Annotated in this window: 18 protein-coding genes; 15 read left to right on the forward strand and 3 right to left on the reverse strand. The window is 45.7% G+C overall.

Annotated features, from left to right (window positions below; all coding sequences use genetic code 11):
• Positions 1-76: 76 nt before the first annotated feature.
• The 6 genes from HW988_RS16580 (at position 77) to HW988_RS16605 (ending at position 6,493) form a co-directional block, all read left to right on the forward strand.
• Entirely contained in the window at positions 77-1,957 is a 1,881-nt protein-coding gene (locus tag HW988_RS16580) for an ATP-binding protein (RefSeq protein ID WP_181605269.1), read from the forward strand.
• Entirely contained in the window at positions 1,950-3,473 is a 1,524-nt protein-coding gene (locus HW988_RS16585) for a sigma-54 dependent transcriptional regulator (RefSeq protein ID WP_181605270.1), read from the forward strand. Before HW988_RS16580 ends, HW988_RS16585 begins: the two co-directional genes overlap by 8 nt.
• A gap of 299 nt (positions 3,474-3,772) precedes the next feature.
• Positions 3,773-4,387 (forward strand): hypothetical protein, encoded by a 615-nt coding sequence (locus HW988_RS16590; protein ID WP_181607858.1) that lies wholly within the window; start codon positions 3,773-3,775, stop codon positions 4,385-4,387.
• Between the two features lie 16 nt (positions 4,388-4,403).
• Positions 4,404-4,910, forward strand: coding sequence for a signal peptidase II (lspA, locus tag HW988_RS16595; protein ID WP_142701563.1), 507 nt, complete (start codon positions 4,404-4,406; stop codon positions 4,908-4,910).
• A 102-nt stretch (positions 4,911-5,012) separates the two neighbouring features.
• On the forward strand, positions 5,013-6,044 hold the full coding sequence (locus HW988_RS16600) for a hypothetical protein (RefSeq protein WP_181605271.1): 1,032 nt from the start codon (positions 5,013-5,015) through the stop codon (positions 6,042-6,044).
• Entirely contained in the window at positions 6,041-6,493 is a 453-nt protein-coding gene (locus HW988_RS16605; protein ID WP_181605272.1) for a hypothetical protein, read from the forward strand. Before HW988_RS16600 ends, HW988_RS16605 begins: the two co-directional genes overlap by 4 nt.
• 30 nt (positions 6,494-6,523) lie before the next feature.
• Here HW988_RS16605 and HW988_RS16610 read toward each other — a convergent pair whose 3' ends face one another.
• On the reverse strand, positions 6,524-7,051 hold the full coding sequence (locus HW988_RS16610) for a response regulator transcription factor (RefSeq protein ID WP_181605273.1): 528 nt from the start codon (positions 7,049-7,051) through the stop codon (positions 6,524-6,526).
• Positions 7,048-8,343, reverse strand: coding sequence for a sensor histidine kinase (locus tag HW988_RS16615; RefSeq protein WP_255490082.1), 1,296 nt, complete (start codon positions 8,341-8,343; stop codon positions 7,048-7,050). Before HW988_RS16615 ends, HW988_RS16610 begins: the two co-directional genes overlap by 4 nt.
• 140 nt (positions 8,344-8,483) lie before the next feature.
• Here HW988_RS16615 and HW988_RS16620 point away from each other — a divergent pair, with 140 nt between their 5' ends.
• Genes HW988_RS16620 through HW988_RS16635 form a run of 4 tightly spaced genes read left to right on the forward strand, consistent with a single transcriptional unit; the run spans position 8,484 to position 11,801 of the window.
• The gene (locus HW988_RS16620) at positions 8,484-9,545 is read left to right on the forward strand and encodes a hypothetical protein (RefSeq protein ID WP_181605274.1); all 1,062 of its coding nucleotides are present in this window, start codon (positions 8,484-8,486) and stop codon (positions 9,543-9,545) included.
• An 8-nt stretch (positions 9,546-9,553) separates the two neighbouring features.
• Positions 9,554-10,429, forward strand: coding sequence for a metal ABC transporter substrate-binding protein (locus HW988_RS16625; RefSeq protein WP_181605275.1), 876 nt, complete (start codon positions 9,554-9,556; stop codon positions 10,427-10,429).
• On the forward strand, positions 10,426-10,992 hold the full coding sequence (locus HW988_RS16630) for an ATP-binding cassette domain-containing protein (protein ID WP_181605276.1): 567 nt from the start codon (positions 10,426-10,428) through the stop codon (positions 10,990-10,992). The genes HW988_RS16625 and HW988_RS16630 overlap by 4 nt, the downstream gene beginning before the upstream one ends.
• Complete coding sequence (locus HW988_RS16635; protein WP_181605277.1) at positions 10,989-11,801, forward strand: metal ABC transporter permease; 813 nt, start codon at positions 10,989-10,991, stop codon at positions 11,799-11,801. Before HW988_RS16630 ends, HW988_RS16635 begins: the two co-directional genes overlap by 4 nt.
• Here the strand turns inward: HW988_RS16635 and HW988_RS16640 are convergent.
• Positions 11,786-13,216, reverse strand: coding sequence for a cyclic nucleotide-binding domain-containing protein (locus HW988_RS16640; RefSeq protein ID WP_181605278.1), 1,431 nt, complete (start codon positions 13,214-13,216; stop codon positions 11,786-11,788). The two genes, HW988_RS16635 and HW988_RS16640, sit on opposite strands and share 16 nt — an antisense overlap.
• Positions 13,217-13,318: 102 nt before the next feature.
• Between HW988_RS16640 and HW988_RS16645 the strand changes: the two genes are divergently transcribed.
• The 5 genes from HW988_RS16645 (at position 13,319) to pfkA (ending at position 17,173) form a co-directional block, all read left to right on the forward strand.
• Positions 13,319-14,065 carry a prolipoprotein diacylglyceryl transferase gene (locus HW988_RS16645; RefSeq protein WP_181605279.1) on the forward strand — a complete coding sequence of 249 codons (747 nt, stop codon included), beginning with the start codon at positions 13,319-13,321 and terminating at the stop codon, positions 14,063-14,065.
• A 177-nt stretch (positions 14,066-14,242) separates the two neighbouring features.
• Positions 14,243-14,980: a hypothetical protein gene (locus tag HW988_RS16650; RefSeq protein WP_181605280.1), complete on the forward strand. Its 738-nt coding sequence runs from the start codon at positions 14,243-14,245 to the stop codon at positions 14,978-14,980.
• Between the two features lie 108 nt (positions 14,981-15,088).
• The gene (locus HW988_RS16655) at positions 15,089-15,334 is read left to right on the forward strand and encodes a DNA gyrase inhibitor YacG (protein WP_220128765.1); all 246 of its coding nucleotides are present in this window, start codon (positions 15,089-15,091) and stop codon (positions 15,332-15,334) included.
• A gap of 174 nt (positions 15,335-15,508) precedes the next feature.
• Complete coding sequence (locus tag HW988_RS16660) at positions 15,509-15,781, forward strand: HU family DNA-binding protein (protein WP_142701575.1); 273 nt, start codon at positions 15,509-15,511, stop codon at positions 15,779-15,781.
• A 402-nt stretch (positions 15,782-16,183) separates the two neighbouring features.
• Entirely contained in the window at positions 16,184-17,173 is a 990-nt protein-coding gene (gene pfkA / locus HW988_RS16665) for a 6-phosphofructokinase (protein WP_220128864.1), read from the forward strand.
• Positions 17,174-17,234: the final 61 nt, after the last annotated feature.

Below are 17,234 nucleotides of genomic sequence, written 5' to 3' on the forward strand. Positions count from 1 at the left end.
TTCTGCCGTACCCACAGCCAGCGAATGCATCCCCGTTAAATAACCAGCTAAATAATCTGGAGCTATCTAAAACTATATGAAACTGCCAAGTCCATTCGAGGAAACAACGAACTCCTCGAAACCAGTGCAATACCGCGTTTACGCGATCAGAGCTGTATTAGCTATGATCATGGCGTTCCTTATTGCGCAAATCAATTTGGACTATGTGGAATCATGGCTTTACGACTTCCGCATCCGCTCGCAGCTCTTCCAAAGAACTTCCGAAAAAATTGAGCTGGTTTATATCAAACCCTCAACGGTTCAGGCTTTCAAAGGCCAACCTAACGCCAAGGACCAGACGGCTATTCTTTATAACCTGCTTGCCGCTCACCCGCGCGCCGTGGTCTATGACTTTGCAATCGACGATGCCCAAGGCAGCGAAGAAGACAAAGCTGAATGGGCGAACCTGATCGTTCAAAGCACGAATGTCTATGTGGCCACTCCCGACACCCCATTAAAGGGCGAGGAGCGCAGCCTCTATTTACCTCTGCCGTTTGATCATGTGCGCATGGTTTCGGCTCCTAAGACTTCTGATACCATTAACTTTGCCAAAGACCGCGTCACTCGCCGTATGCTTTTGTCTTATCAGGATTCATTGATGCTTCCTGTGACTTTGGCGGGCTTTTATAATCCTGATGTTTTAGATTTCAGAAATATCCGGGGTTATTTTGATTTCTATGATACCAAGCAATCCTTTATCGACTACCGTCGCCCCGGCTCGTTCCCGTCGACCGTATTTGACGATCTTGCCAATGGCAAAGTGGATTGGACTAAATTCGAAGATAAGATCGTTATCATCGGCACTGATTTAAATATCAGCGAGTCGGACTATATTCTGACTCCCTACAGCCGTATTCCTTCGGCTATGACCCGCATTGAAATGCAGGCAAATATTATCGATACCCTGATCCGTAATTCCAGCCCGGTCAGAATGCCCACCTATGTGAATTGGATTCTGCTGACTTTGATTTCCATCTTGGCGATTCAAATCGTCCTGAGCATGAGCCCAGCAATGGGTTTGGTGATTTTAGTGGGAACACTAACAGGATTTTCGGTTATCTCGTTCACGCTGTTCTGGTTATTTGGCTGGTGGATCACGATGGCCGCTCCGCTGCTGGCGGGTTTCCTGGTTTACTATTTCTTTATCCCTTACCGTCTGATCATCGAAAACCGTCGTAGCTGGGAATACTATCAAAAGAATAAACTTTTAAGTCAGGTGGAAGAGCTTAAGACGAACTTTATCTCGATGATGTCCCATGATTTGAAGACGCCGATTGCGCGTATTCAAGGGATGACGGACGTGATCCTGGCGGATCAGGTGCAATTGAGCACGCAACAGCGTGAAGCCGTTGATACGATCAAGCACTCGTCGGACGACCTATTGAAATTTATCAGCTCGATTTTGAATTATGGAAAAATTCAAAGCGAAGGCGTGGAACTGCACATGCAAACCAAGGACATCAACAATGTCCTGCAGGAAGTCATCCGTAAGCATGAGTTCCTGGCAAAAGTAAAACGCATCCAAATCGTGTCAGAGCTTGAACCACTGTTCCCTATTCGCATGGATCCGGATTTGATGCGCCAAGTGCTTTCAAATCTGGTGGAAAATGCGATCAAGTACAGCCCGGATGACACGAAAATTCTGGTTACCAGCGAGGAAAAGGATGAACGAGTTGTCATCCAAGTTTCTGACCAGGGACCGGGAATTCCAGAGGACGAACTGAATAATATTTTCATGAAGTTCTTTAGAAGCAAAAACGTAAAGAGCACGCAGATCAAAGGCTCTGGGTTGGGCCTTTACCTGGCTAAATATTTTACAGAACTACACAAGGGACGCATCTTTGTGGAGTCGAAAGATGGAAAAGGTTCCACATTTACGGTAGAACTGCCGATGGAACAAGGGGGCGTAAATGCTTAAGGTTTTGGTAGTAGACGACGATCAAGGGTTAAGACTGTCCGTTAAAACAGCTCTTACAGCCAACCAACGTTTTGACGTCGACGAAGCATTCGATGGCATCAACGCCATGGAAAAAATTAAAGCCGGCACGACGAAGTACGACCTTGTTATTCTTGATGTCGACATGCCTCGCTTGAATGGTCTTGAAACTCTTCGCGCCATCAAAGAATACGACTCTGGAATCATCGTGATGGTCATGACAGCGCACGCGACTTTGAATGATGCTGTTCAAGCAGTTAAAGACGGCGCATACAACTATCTTTCCAAACCAGTTGCGGGTGATGAGTTACTGGCTTTGATCGACAAAGCCGTGAACGCCCACAACTTGATTTCCAATATCGCATTCTCTGCACCGGTGATGGTAGAAGAAGGTCGCAAGATCATTGGTCACACATCCCAAATGCAAAAAGTATTTAACATCATCCACCGCCTTGCCAAAGTGGACACTCCGGTTTTGATCCGTGGCGCTTCGGGTACGGGTAAAGAGTTGGTCGCAAAAGCGATCCACTTTAACTCTGCCCGCAAAGACGAAAAATTCGTGGCAATCAACTGCTCTGCAATTCCAGAGAACTTGTTTGAATCTGAATTGTTCGGTCATGAAAAAGGGTCCTTCACAGGCGCTGACCAACGTAAAATCGGTAAATTCCAATTCGCTGAAGGCGGCACTTTGTTCTTGGACGAAGTGGGTGACATGCCCCAGCTGATGCAAGTTAAAATCTTGCGCGTACTTCAGGAAAAACTATTTACGCCAGTGGGTTCGAACCGCGAATTCGCCAGCAACGTACGTATCATCGCTGCGACAAACCGTCCTTTGGAAGACATGATCAAAGCGGGAACTTTCCGTGAAGATTTGTTCTATCGCCTGAACGTCGTACCTATATTCTTGCCAGCTCTTCAAGAGCGCAAAGACGACCTTGAGCACATGATCAACATCTTCATTAAGAAGTTCAATCAAGCTCAAGGCAAACGCATCAATGGAATCACTCCGGATGCCATGGCGGTTCTTAAAAAGCATTCTTGGCCAGGAAATATTCGTGAGCTTGAGAACGTGATTGAACATGCTTTCGTTCTGGAAACGAGCAACCTCATCACTTTGGCTTCATTGCCAGAGGCTTTGTTGATCGCAACAGGGACTAACTTAATCGACCTTTCACCGTTTGAAACGGCTCAAAATGTGGCTTCTGCTGGCATCGTTAAGGCAGCAAAGGCGCATGTGAGCTTGGGTGAAGACGATGAAAACGCTGGCAGTGATATCGACTCCGAAGACCTTGAGGGTGAAGAGATCGTTCCTTACTCTGGCGAGAATCTTGATTTCAACGCGCAAAAAGAAGCGTTCGAAAAAGAATTCATCATCAAGGCACTTAAAACTTTCCGTGGTCGCATCAATCAAACGGCACTTCACGCGAACATTCCGAAAAAAACTTTGCTACGCAAAATTGAAAAATACGGAATTATCGCCAAAGACTACGCAAACTAAATTCATTCTTTTCAGCTCCAGCAAGGCCTTCCATCCCCGGAAGGCCTTTTTTATTTCCGGCTGATGCACGATAAAAATAGGTGCCTAACTAAAAGTGTCTGCCCTGAATGCAAGTGAAAGTTATCAATAAAAAATCGGTTTCTGCATCGCCTCTAGTTATTTAATCCAAAAACAATCACCAGATCTAGTGTTGCATGTTTTTTAAGCACAATTTGTTTAAGAATCATGTCGACGATACATTGACTCGATGTTGTGAAATTTGTAACGTCAGCCCCTCGACCCCGGAGAAATTCAAAGACATGACCATGAACCCCTTGCCACCGCAGGCTTACACAAAAGAGACGCTGCTGAAAGCCTACCAATGGCTGATGTCGCAAAACTCTAATATCAAGGAGATCGCAACGACTCCTGATATGCTGGTAAGTCTTTATCTAAAATCGGTGCGTGATGGTGAAAGCGCTTTGGAGCGCCCAAGTATCAAGAATTTCAAATCCGAATTAAAAAGCTTGTCAGCAATGATGGGCGAGTTGGATCGTCCTAATCAAAATCACGGAACGGGCGCGACTTATCATCAGCAAGCTCCACAGCCTCAACCTCAAGCCGTCCAGCAACAGCCCGTTCAACAGGTTTTGCACGCTCAACCGATCCTGCAACCGGCTTCGCCGATTCAAACTGCTGTCCAACCACAGATGGTTCAGGTGGCGCCGGCGATGGTTCCTCAAACTCAAGTTTCTTACACAGAGAAGACCCTGACCACGACCACTCAAGGTTCCGACGTCATGGAGCTTTTTGATTGTGGGACTAAATCAATGATTCAGGAAGTCAAAGACGAGTTCAATTTGAGTTCTGAACTAGAAGCCTTGCGCATGCTCGTAAAAATCGGTTATGTGAAGTCTAAAGGCATGCTAAAATAGTTTAAGAGGCCCACACATGAACAAAAAATACATCTGGCTGGCAGCGATTGCAGGCTTTTTGGTCGCTTTAGACCAAGTAACGAAACTCTACATTCACACACACTTTCACTTGGGTGAATCCGTTGTTGTGATTCCAAACTTCTTTAATTTTACTTACGTTAGAAACTTTGGTGCGGCGTTTGGATTTTTGGCTGAAAGCCATCCCTCTTTCCGTGAATTGTTCTTTCTAAGCATGCCACCGATCGCTTTGATCATCATCATGGGGATCTTGCGTGGAGTGAAAAACGAAGACACGAAACAAATCGTCGCTCTTTCCAGCATCTTTGGTGGCGCGATCGGGAACTACATCGACCGTATCCGCTTCCGCTACGTGATCGACTTCCTGGACTTCCATATCTATGGAAAGTGGAGCTGGCCAGCGTTCAATATCGCTGACATGGCGATCGTGGGCGGTGTGGGACTCCTACTTCTGTTAATGTTCCTAGAGAACAGCAAAAAGAAAGAATCAGAAAAAGGCGCTTAAAGGCGCCTTTTTTTTGCTCGTTAACTTTACGGATTCAGTATTTGGCAAACAGGACTAGACCTGGCCCTAGACATATTTCTTTTCCCCGCCGAAAATTTATTTATGAAAATAAGTCGTTTTTTGGTGGCGCTCGTTTCATTACTTTCAATAATTTGTATCGCCTACGAGGTGGATAACTTCACTCTTCGCTATAAGTCCTTGCCAGACTCTAGGGATGCGATGAACGACGAAGTGAATCGCATGCTTCAAGAGGCTCAAGCAAAGCTCGAAGGCAAGGGCTGCAGCCCAGACAAATTGGTCACAGCTGTGCATGACACATTAGGTGGCTGGGTGGTGGGTAAACTGGAAGAATTTGCTTCGGATTCAGATACCGTAAAAAAGCATCAATCCCCTTCTGACAATATTTATTCAAAACGAAGTGCGAAATCAAAACTCTCAGGCTTCATGATGACCTTTGCAGGTCTTAATGACTCTGTGAATTTGAATGGCCAATATGTGGGTGCTGACAAGTTCGGTCACTTTATCGATCAGGGTTGGGAATACTATAAAGAGTATGAGAGCAGACCATCCCCAACAGAAGGTACTGCGGCTGCCTTGAAGTATGGAGTCGGCCTGGAAGAAGGCGGATTCGGCTTAAAAGCGACGGGAGTTAAATCCCACGGCGATCTTGCTGCGAACTATTCTGGATTTCGTTTTTGGTTAAACCTGCATAAAGGTGATGTGCCATATTTCAAGTGCGAGAACGATCAATGGACGCAAGTTCGCCAATTTGATTTTATTGATTACGTAAATCCAGCTTGGGATGAAGCGATTAACTGTAGTGATTTTAAATCGGATGACATGGCAACTTCGGTTGTCGAGCGTGCCACTGAACTGGAAGAAACAGCCTCGAAAAATGGTAAAACTCAGCGCTATGTCTGCCCAGTTTCTCCCAATGATTGTGTGAAAATGAAAAAGTACTATGGCGACAAGGCTCCGATGATTCTTTCTGAGAAATGCTTGAACGCAAAACCAGAGGCAGATAACACTCGTCACTCGGCTCAAGTTTCTGCTCAAGAACTTGGTACATCCAAATATAGCAAACGCGCACCTAAAACAACTGAAACGCCTCAACCTACACAGGGGACACGATGAAACACGTAATTCTTATCTCTCTTTTGATTAGCCAAGTGTCTTTCGCGGTGACAATGAAACCAGCGCCAAAGGCAGCACCAACTAAAAACAGAATGACAGCAAACACGGAATATTCTGCGGAAATTAAAGTGCTTTCGTCTCTGATTGGCTGTGTGAAATCCGGGACGAGCCCCGAGGGCATCCGTGCCTGCAGCAAAGACTTGCTTTCTGAATCTTTGAAACAGAAACACCGGGATTTGGTTTTAACTTGGTTCGAGCAGCAAGTGGAAATCAGCTATCCGGCAGCTTGCCCAGCGTCTGATTTGGAATTCATCGATAAAGCAGTTTTAGCAAAATCCAAAGCGACTTTGTGCTCGAACTTTTCTCGTGGAGATCAGACCAGACAAGTCATGTTCTTTATCAGCGAAGAAAAAGGCCAACCGCGCCTTTTGAATCTTAAAGAAAGATAGAATTAAAAAGGCGCTTAAAGGCGCCTTTTCTTATTTATTGGGAATGTTCTTGCGAAGCTTCCGTTGCAGGCTCTGCCTGTGAAGTCCCAATTTTTTTGCGGCTTGAGTGATATTGCCGTTCGAAGTATTCAAAACGTAATCAATATATTCCCGCTCCATGCGCGCCAAGGAAATCTCGGATTCATCTTTAGGTGCTTCTGAAACCTGTTCCTCGGTAAAAGCACGAACAATCATATCTGGTGTCACTGGTTTTGCCAGGAAGTTTTCAGCTCCCAGCTGCATGGATTTTACCGCAGAAGCCACCGACCCAAAGCCACTCATCATCACCACGCGAGCTCCAGGAAATTTTGCCGTCAGCAGCTTAATAAAATCTAAACCGTTGTCGTTACCGACACGCAGATCCAGCAAAACTCCATCGGGCGGAATCACACGGTCCAGATCAGGAAGCTCGCCATAACTTTCCACGTTGAAATCACGTTCTTCCAGTTCCTGATGCAGAACTTCTCTTAAACGAGTATCGTCTTCGATCACTAAAAGGTTTTTTACGATTTTTTTCATTTCGACTCCTCGTAAGGAATCGACAGACGCGCCGTCGCTCCTTTGGCGGGACTGTTATTGCGAAGGCTGAACTCGCCCCCCATAGATTGCGCCGTCATCATGGCAGAGTAAACTCCCAAGCCATTGCCGTTTTGTTTGTTCGTATTGAACGGCTCACCCAAGCGTTCGATAATTTCTGCAGACACACCAGAACCTGCATCGACCACTTCGATCACGATCTCACCATTATTTTGATAGACGCGCAGGGAAATATCGGTGACGGAACCGGAAGCTTCCTTTGCATTATCCAATAGATCGAAAACTGTTTGCGCAAAGGATAGCGGCTGCAGACGGCAAAAAAGTTCACCGGGCGCCCATTCTTTATTCAGGATGATTTTATTGTCGGCTTCCCAGGATTGTACAATGTCCTGCAAAACAGAATGAACATTGAGTTTTTGCAAATCACCTTCGGCAGATGTAGCAAATACGCCCACCATTTTTTGAAAGATCGAAATACATTCATCCAAAGACAACTGTGCCTGTTGAATTTCGGCGTGGGCTGCCACGGGATCACCCAGCTTGCGAACGCCACGATCCAAACGCAGCTTAAGCGAGTTCAGCGGAGTCGCCATCTCATGGGAAAACCCTGCAGCCAAGGCCCCCAAAGATTTCAGACGATCAGCGCGGTGTTGGCGGTTTTGCAAACTGCGAATACGCTCTTCTTGTTTTTCCAACAAGACGGAAAACAAACGCGCGACAAACCAGGCCCCAACAACAACGACCCATTGAAATAGAAAATGGAAAGCCATTTCTTTGCGATCCACATTCAACGTCACTGCAAGATCTTTGTTCGTCTCGCTTTGCAAGATTCCCAACAACCCTAAAAGAATCACGGCAAATAAAAGACTGCGTTTATTTATAAGAAGCATGCCTCCTAAAAACGCATGCAGCGTGAGTACTGCGATGAATGGATTCGCAGCTGATCCACTGACAAATAAAAGTCCCGCGACGGCCAGCAAATCCACCAACAGCTGAACAAATAACAGGGACTGCTCTTTGGCGGCGGAAGTTTTGCTCCAGATACCTTGAGTAAGGCCATTGAAAACCGCAAGCAATGCCACCACGGCCATAAAGTAAAAAAGCTGCTCTTTTAATAAGTATCCAGATTCCAAAAGAGGAACTGTTCCAACCATCATGAAAATGATCGCGATCCATCGGAAGCGCACGATTCCCTGAATCAGGGATGTATCGGGCCAAAATGATTTAACGACAGAGGATAACATGGGCCTTTCATAGTCCAGAGAGGCAGACACAGCAAGCTCTTGCGTATTTCCGCAACTATCCGCTGCACTGACGCACCCGCGAAAATCATTTGGGTTTCTAATTGCAAATTACTTGCGTTTAAGAAAGGTCCACGTTAAACGCTATTGCAGATAGACCCTGGAGGAATTGAATGAAGAGATACCTTTTGCCTTTAGCATTGTGCCTGGCAAGTACATCGACTTATGCCCAAACAACCTCACCTTTGGTGCAAAACTTAAATTTTTCTGCGGCGATTGATGCCACCGCACCAGTTAATTTTGATGATTCTTCGGAAAACCAATTGGGAATTCGTTCGGCAGAGCTGATGCTTTACGCCCCTGTTGATCCCACCTTTGATGCCATGATCAACTTTGCGGCTCACAATGAAGACGGCGAATACCATGCGGAACTTCATGAAGGTTATATCTCTTCTTCGAAATTAATTCCGAATTTGCGTTTTAAAGTCGGAATGTTTTTCTTAGGCGTGGGTCGACTGAATCAATTCCATCAACATGATTGGGCCTTTATTTCTGCACCGAAAGTACAATCTGAATTCTTTGCCGACGAAGGCATTCACGATACGGGAGCTGAAGCGACATACATTCTGCCAACAGATCACTATTTTGATGTCACAGTGGGCGTGACTGATGGTTACAAATGGCATGAAGACGATACGCCGGAAAGACCCAAGGCGCCGGTTCACTATATCCGTCCGTCGACGTTCTTTAGTATCGGCGACAATGGCGGCCTGCAAATCGGCTTGAACTATTTGGGTCGCACCGATGCCGCGGGACTGCAAACACAACTGACAGGCCTTGATTTGGTCTATAAGCAAAAAGAAGGCAAATTCAATCGCTGGTTGTTCCAGTCAGAAATTTGGAATCAGGTGCAAAACAGTGATCTGACAGATCGCTCGAATAAAATGGGCGCGTATTTTTATCCAGAGTATGGTTTCAATGAACGTTGGTTCCTGGGACTTCGCCTGGATGCATTTACTGATATGAGTTTGAAGTATGACGACGGAGATCGCCGAGACAATCTGGATTACGCCTTCGTACCAACGATCACTTTCAGAAATTCAGAATTTGTGACTTGGCGTTTGGCTTACACACATGAAGTAAATTATGTAGCTATGGAATCAGACCAAACAAACCGCGTACTTGAATTGCAATTCATCGCGATTCTTGGCGCCCACCCTGCCCACGCATTTTAGAGGTGATTATGAATAAATTGATTTCTATCCTGGTACTTTTTGTTTCTGTAAATGCCTTCGCAAAAATCAAAGTCGTTGCGACGTTGCCAGATATCGCTGAAATCGTGAAGGCGATTGGACAGGATAATGTTGAAGTTTCCTCTTTGCTTGCTGGTGGGACAGATCCGCATTTTGCAGATGCTCGCCCCGACTATATTTTGAAAGTGAACCGCGCGGATGTGGTTTGCTCAGTGGGTCTTGATTTGGAAATTGGCTGGCTGCCAAAAGTTCTGGAAAAAGCCGCAAATGCCAAAGTCCAAGCTGGTGGCACGGGCTTTTGTGAACTGGGTGATGCGATCAAGCCTTTGGAAATCCCAACGGGCGTGATCAATCGTTCGTTAGGCGATGTCCATCCTCATGGAAATCCGCACTTTACATTAGATCCTTTGAAAGTGGCTGAATCCGGCGCTGAAGTCGTTCGGGTGCTGTCAGCTGTCGATGCGGGAAATGCGGCTGTCTACCAGAAAAATTATGATGCATTCAAAAAACAGATGGAGACTTTACACACTCAGCTAAAAGCAAAAGTTAAAAAAGCAAAAGTGATGGAGTACCACAAGGAATTTACGTATTTCTTTAATTCCTATGGTTTGGATTCAGCTGGTTCTTTAGAAGAAAAACCGGGAATGCCACCTTCTGCGACTCGCATTGCTCAGGTGGCTCAAGCCGCAAAAGCGAACAAGGTCCAAGTTTTGTTTGCGACGGCTTCCGCTCCCCATCAAACATTGGAACGCTTCACAGAACTTTCAGGAATTCCAGTTGTCACTGCGCCTTCCTATATTCAATCATCAGGTGACGCAAAGACCATTGAGGCTTTGCAAAACTTGTTGGTAAAATCTATTCCATGAACAAGCTTTTAAGCGTTTCCAGTCTGCAGGCCTTGAGTAAATCAGGCACACAACTTTCCCCTGCTGTGAATTTTGAACTTCACGCGGGGGATATTCTTTTTCTGCGCGGAGAAAATGGCGCTGGCAAAAGCACGATTTTGAAAACGCTGCTAAAGCTGCATGCTTACTATTCCGGTAAGTTTGAGTTCAATGTTAAGAATGAAGAAATTGAATATCTGCCTCAGCTGGGAAATTTAAATTTCCATCTGCCACTGACATTGGCGGATATGTTGGGGGAAGCGACGACGTCTCCCTTGCTGGCTGGTCTTGATCTGAATAAAAAATGGAATACGGCCAGCGGTGGCGAACGTCAGAAGATTTTGTTTTCTGCTGCTTTGGCGAAAAAACCCAAAGTTTTGATTTTGGATGAGCCCTTTAATCACGTCGATAAAGATGCCGGTCTTTTACTGGAGCAGGGACTGCTGCAATTCTTAAATGAAAATCCGGAAAGTGCGTTGATATTGGTGTCTCACCGTTCATTGACGCAAAACCATGCCCGCATGCGTTTCCTGGAGATTCAATGACGGCATTCTTGTCTTTATTAGGAATTTATAAGTGGTCTCTTCCAGCCAGCACGTTGATGGCGGGAACTTTGTGCCTGATTGGTGCGCAGTGGACGGCGCGTGAAAAAAGCTCACAGATCTTCGTTTTGGGACAAGGTTCCTCCCTGGGTATCGTCTTAGGGTTGGTTTTAAATATTCTATTGGGAACTGATTTTCACTGGCTAAGTCTGGCGGGTGGATTAGGCGTAGGTGCACTTACTTTGATTCTTTCCGATCTTTTGATTCAAAGAAAGTCCGATCGTAACCATGTGTATCTGACCTTATTTGTTTTGTTCCTGTCTTTGACTTATCTGATGTCTTCGCTCACTCCGTCACTTGAAAGCCATATGGCGGCAGCTTACTTTGGTGATTTGGCCGTTATGAGTGATACGGCGGCAGCGATTGCGATGTTTGCAGCGGTTCTATTCATGGGTTTCATTTTGATGAATTGGCGAATTTTGACTCAAATCAGTTTTCAACTGGTGAATCAAAGCTTGATTCACCGTCACTGGAAAAATCGCCTCTTTGATGTGGGAACACTGGTAATCACGACAATTGCCATTCAAAGTATGGGCTATTTATTCACCATGGGCTCATTGTTTATTGCGACAAGCTTTGCTTCGCAGCGAAGCCGTAATTTGAGCAATTACACTCAAAGAGTGTTAGTGATTTCTATCGTGGGATGCTTATTGGGTTTCTTGGTTTCCCTTTTGTCTACCAATCTGCCCACAGTTCCATGCGTGATGCTGGGACAGATTGCAGTGGGAATTCTGACTTACATGAAAAAGTAATGGAAAGACGGTTGAGCCAGGCGCTTTTGACCGTCCAAATTGAACAGACAAATCACTTCCGTGCGCACACCTTGTTTCACATTGAAAATCGTCAAATCTGAATTCTCGATAATCTGGTGAAGACCGCGACCTGCGCCACCCTTTGTAGTGTTCAAGCTGCCGGCTGTTCCATTGTAACAAGTTTGCAGATAATCGATAATCACGTCTCTTTGCAGAGCGCCAAATGGATCAACCACGGCAACTGCCGCCATCACCCCATCCGTCGCATATCTAAAGACGGATTGTTGGTGAGTTTCCAATTGCACTTCTTGTTTGCGGCTGACGTGATTAAAGATAGCTTTGCCATGGGAATCTACAGGTGCATCATAAATCGCGTTCATCAGCATCTCTTCAGCCACCGTATTCACACGATCGATAACCGACGTGCGCACACCCGCTTTTTTCAAGTAAGTACACATATCATCGCGCAACTGTTCACGCTGCCCTGAATGTGTGACCACTCTTTTTTGAATATCGACCCCCCAAGTAAGGTACTTGTCGATACCAAAAAGGTCTTTGTTCAAAAGTTTGCCTAAGGCAGTCAACACAAAGCGAATTGTCGCATTTTTATCTTCCGCATCGCGGGAGATAATGTTTTTGATGAAACGATTCGGAACCAGAATCCCCAGGTTGCCCTGAACATCATGACTGGTTAACAAAATCACATTCGGACTTAGCTTTTGTTCTTCAACTTTACGAAGCACATCAACGCAGCTGTCTTCACCGACAACGACATCGTATTTGCCACCTTTTAAAAGCTCTTCAGCTTGGGCCGCATCACTCGCGATATCCAAATGAACACCCGTACTGCCCAAAGCCATACGCAATGGCATTTGCTGCTTTTTGTCTGGCTCGATCAAAAGAACACGTCCACCGGCGCCACGTTGCAAAGCATTTTGGGCTTCATGCAATTCGCGGTTCAGGATTTCAAACAAACGAGCTTTTTCGTTCGTTTTAATCAGGCGCTCGGTCAAAATCATACAGTAGATTTGATAGAGCAATGCTTGAAAGCGGTCTTTGTCTTTAGGGTGAACGTGGGCAAAGTCTTCATCTTTGATCACATAGCACGTCACTTCTGTGATTGCGCGGACCGATGTGGAAGCTGGATTTGATGTGATAACACTCATCTCTCCCCAAACTTCACCGGGAGTATCAAAAGAGGCAAGCACTTCACCAGCCAAAGAAATTTCCAATTTTCCAGATCTTAGAAAGTAAAGATTGCGATTGGTTTGGCCTTCTTTAAGAACCACTGTCCCAGCAGGAAACACTTCATTGTGCATCATCGCTGCTACTTGCAGTAACAGGTCGGTGCTGAATGATTTAAAAAAGGAGTAGCCCTTAATTTCCTGAACTATATCTGCTGGGTGCATTTTCATATGCTACAATTATGTAGTCAGACATCTGTATATGGGTAGTTTCGCTTGAAAATTCTTCGGAATTTTTTAAAAATTAAGTCTATCGTCGGTGTCAGGAGTACTGTGTTTCCAACGATCGAAATCTCATCTGAAATCCACGTTCCCACATATTATCTTGTAATATGTGTTGTGGTCGCAATTTGCCTTATCTGGGTCACACGACGGAGTCAGCAACAGAAACTTTCTGTCCCCCACACCCTCGACCTAAGTCTTCTGATCATGGCGTTTGGTTTCATTGGTGGACGCCTGTTTCACGTATTTTATGAAAGTTTCAGCTATTACCAAAACAACCTGATGCGCATCCTTTATTTCTGGGATGGTGGTTTTGTATTTTACGGAGGCGCTTTGTTAGCAGCCTTCGCTGGGATGACGTACCTGTATTTCAAAGCGCACGATCAGCTGGAAAATTACCTGGATTTGCTCGCTCCTGTTTTAGCCTTGGGTTACGGCCTGGGGCGAATTGCCTGTTTTCTGGCGGGTTGCTGCTATGGGCGCGCCTGTGACCTGCCTTGGGCCATTGCCGGAAAACATCCTTCGCAGCTCTATGCAGTTTTGTGGGAATTGGGCGTGGTCATGGTCCTCCTCGGCTTGGAAAAATCCCGCCGGCCATTGAAGTTCTTTCGAACTCCAGGAAGACTCTTTTATGTATGGATGATCCTGCATGGAAGCGGCCGCCTTATTATGGAGTCCTTCCGTGATGACTTCCGCGGTCCTACTGTGGGCTTTTCAATCTCCAGCTGGATTAGCTGGGGGATCATTGTTCTCGGCTTAACGCTGCTTTCAAAAAAGCCCGTGGATTCCAAGGTTTAAAGTGTCTCATGTTGAGACTTTAGACAAAAGGTGACACAAATTGGCGAAGTGTCTAAAGAGTTCAACACCCTCACCCCTCTCAAATCGTAAATAACAAATCTCTGCGCATAGTTGGCTGTGGCACGTCCCGTGTATTGCATCTGTAGTGAAGAAGCTTATTTAATGAGAGAGGTATTTATGAAAAAGCTCATCCTACTATTAGTAACGACGGCATCGATGCTGACGTTTGTTGGTTGTGGCAACAATGACAGTGGCGGAGGCGGTGGAACCGTAATCCCAACATGTAATTACGGCTCTACATGGAATGGCCAATACTGTGTTACTTCAAACGGTAACATTGTTAGCCCTGGTGTAACGACCATGCGTTTTGGTGACTATAAATATTGGTTCCAGATCGACTATTACACACGCATGCCGGTGCAAGTCGTAACAAGTGAAACAGGTAACCTACAAATCACGAATACGACTGTGTATGCAAAATTCCTTAAAGAAGCGATGGCTGTATGTGATCGCACGATCTGGGGTTGGAACACAGGTTACGCGAATTGCAGTTCTTGGACGACAGGTTCTTTGATGGTGCAACTTGATATGAGCAACAGCTTGAAACCATCTTTGTACTTCACGGCGATTCCATCTCAGCAGTATTTCAGCTTTAACATTGGTATCAACGGTGGCGGCATGGCTTACAACCCACTGGCTTTGGTTCAAAATACGACTTACAACTTGATCAACCAAAACAAAGGCTTTGAGATCCGCACCAATGGATCTTCCATGAACGGTGGCGGTTTGCACTTGATCCAACTTCAAGTACCAAACGGTTCCATCAACGACAGCCAAGTGACTTACCAACTTGCTTATCCAGATGCTAACGGTAAAGGCACTGTGTTCGCGACAGGTGTCTTGAAAAAGTACTAATAGTTAATGAAATGAATTTTAAGCAACCGATTGACGTAACTTCGCAAGTCGCATGGCGGAGTTGCACAATCGGTTGATCTCGTTTCAACTCTGCGCAATTATCCTACCATGAGTGAATCAGAAAAACCCCAAGGTAAAATGGTAAAGTGTCCACAGTGTGGCAAGCCTGCTTTGTACTCACCTGAAAATCCTGCGCGCCCTTTTTGCTCTGAACGCTGCCGCCTGATTGACCTTGGTGAGTGGGCTTCTGAGGGATATCGCATTCCTGTGAACAATCAATCTTCAAGTGATTCTTTAACTTCCATCGACGATGCATACGATGATGAAGATGGCAGCAACGACCCACGACACTGATGCGCACATTATAAATCTGTTTCGTGAAAATGGCTGTGCGAGCGTTTTTCGTAAATAGCCGTTGACGAAGCAGCGTTTTTAATTTGTTATTTGAAAGTCATCGGAAGACGAGAATTTATCATCAGGATTTTAAACAACTGAGACACACACATGTGTCACTAAAGAGGAGTTCAAATGAACAAGGCTCAATTGATCGAAAAAATCGCTGGCGAAACTAAAGTTTCTAAAGCTCAAGCTGAAGCAATCCTTGACTGCGCAGTAGAAAACATCAAAAAAGCAGTTAAAAAAGGCGACGACGTTAAACTTGTTGGCTTCGGTACTTTCACTAAAGCTAAACGCAAAGCTCGCACTGGTCGCAACCCACAAACTGGTAAAGCAATCAAAATCCCAGCTGCATGGGCTCCAAAATTCCGCGCTGGCGCTGAATTCAAATCAATGGTTAAGTAATTAGTTTTACAACTAATCACTGATTTAAAAAGGCGTTCGCAAGAACGCCTTTTTTTATTCTCAAAACCACTCCCTCATCTCCCCCCAAAAAAAACTCCTTGTTCCCCCAAAGACTCCAAAAAACGTACTCACACCGTACACACCACAGGATCTACCACCAACGCAGGAAACAACACCCCGCTCCAAATCTCTTATGAATTTGTCATAGTAGTTTAGCACTGAAGAGGAAATTTCAAAGGGAATCCCCTGTGGAGCGTGAGTGCAGCAACCTCCGGTGGCGCCCGGATGGCGCGAACTCGCCGAAGGCGAGCACCGGTTGAGCCACGATGGCGTGTTGCGGAACACACGCTCCACAGGGGATTCCCTTTGAAATTTCCGGCTCCCAGAGCTAATCTTCCCTTCATGGCAACTTTCAATAAAAAGATCAAAAGATTAGGTGTGTATACAAGTGGTGGCGATGCGCCGGGGATGAATGCTGCTCTAAGAGCGGTGGTTCGCGCAGGTATCGCAAACAAACTCGAAGTTTTCGCGGTCATGCAAGGTTATGTGGGCATGATTGAAAATCATATCGAATCGATCGATCAACGTTATGTTGCCAACATCATCCAGCGTGGTGGAACTGTTATTAAAACAGGTCGCTCGACTGAATTTACAAAACCTGAGGGTCGCGCGAAAGCTGTCGCGAATTTGAAAGCCCACGATATCGATGCTTTGGTTTGTATCGGTGGTGATGGTTCTTTCCGCGGAGCCCATGCTTTGTGGGAAGAACATCAAATTCCTATCGTCGGTGTTCCGGGCACCATTGATAATGACGTTTATGGGTCTGATAAAACGATTGGTTTCGACACGGCTGTGAACACGGCTCTAGAAGCTATCGACAGAATTCGCGACACGGCGGCTTCTCATGACCGTTTGTTCATCGTTGAAGTGATGGGCCGCAACTCTGGCTTTATCGCTTCTGCTGTGGGTCTTGCGGGTGGAGCGGAAGAAATTTTCGCACCGGAATCATTGACGACTGTTGATAAAGCTGTGGACCGCATCAAAGACGGTATTGCTCGTGGCAAAACTAGCTCTATTCTTGTGACAGCCGAAGGCCAAAAACCAGGCCGCGCTTATGATTTAGCGGATGCTATTCGTAAGAAAACCGGCTGGGATGCAAAAGTTTGCATCTTGGGTCACCAACAACGTGGTGGCTCTCCGACTGCTGCTGACCGCATTCTTGCAAGCCGCATGGGCGCCGCCGCTGTGGATTCATTGCTGAAAGGTCATTGCGACATCATGATCGGCACTGAAGGGGAAAAATTGATTGAAGTTCCTCTCGATATTGTAACGAAAAATGAAAGAAAAGCGCATCTTGACTTGATCAGTCTTGCAAGTGTTTTGGCCACTTAAAAACTCTTGACCTCTTTTGTAGATACTTGAATTCTAAACGCTATTCGCGTTTTAGAATTAC

It is taken from the genome of Bdellovibrio sp. KM01 (genome assembly GCF_013752535.1).
Taxonomy (GTDB): Bacteria; Bdellovibrionota; Bdellovibrionia; order Bdellovibrionales; family Bdellovibrionaceae; genus Bdellovibrio.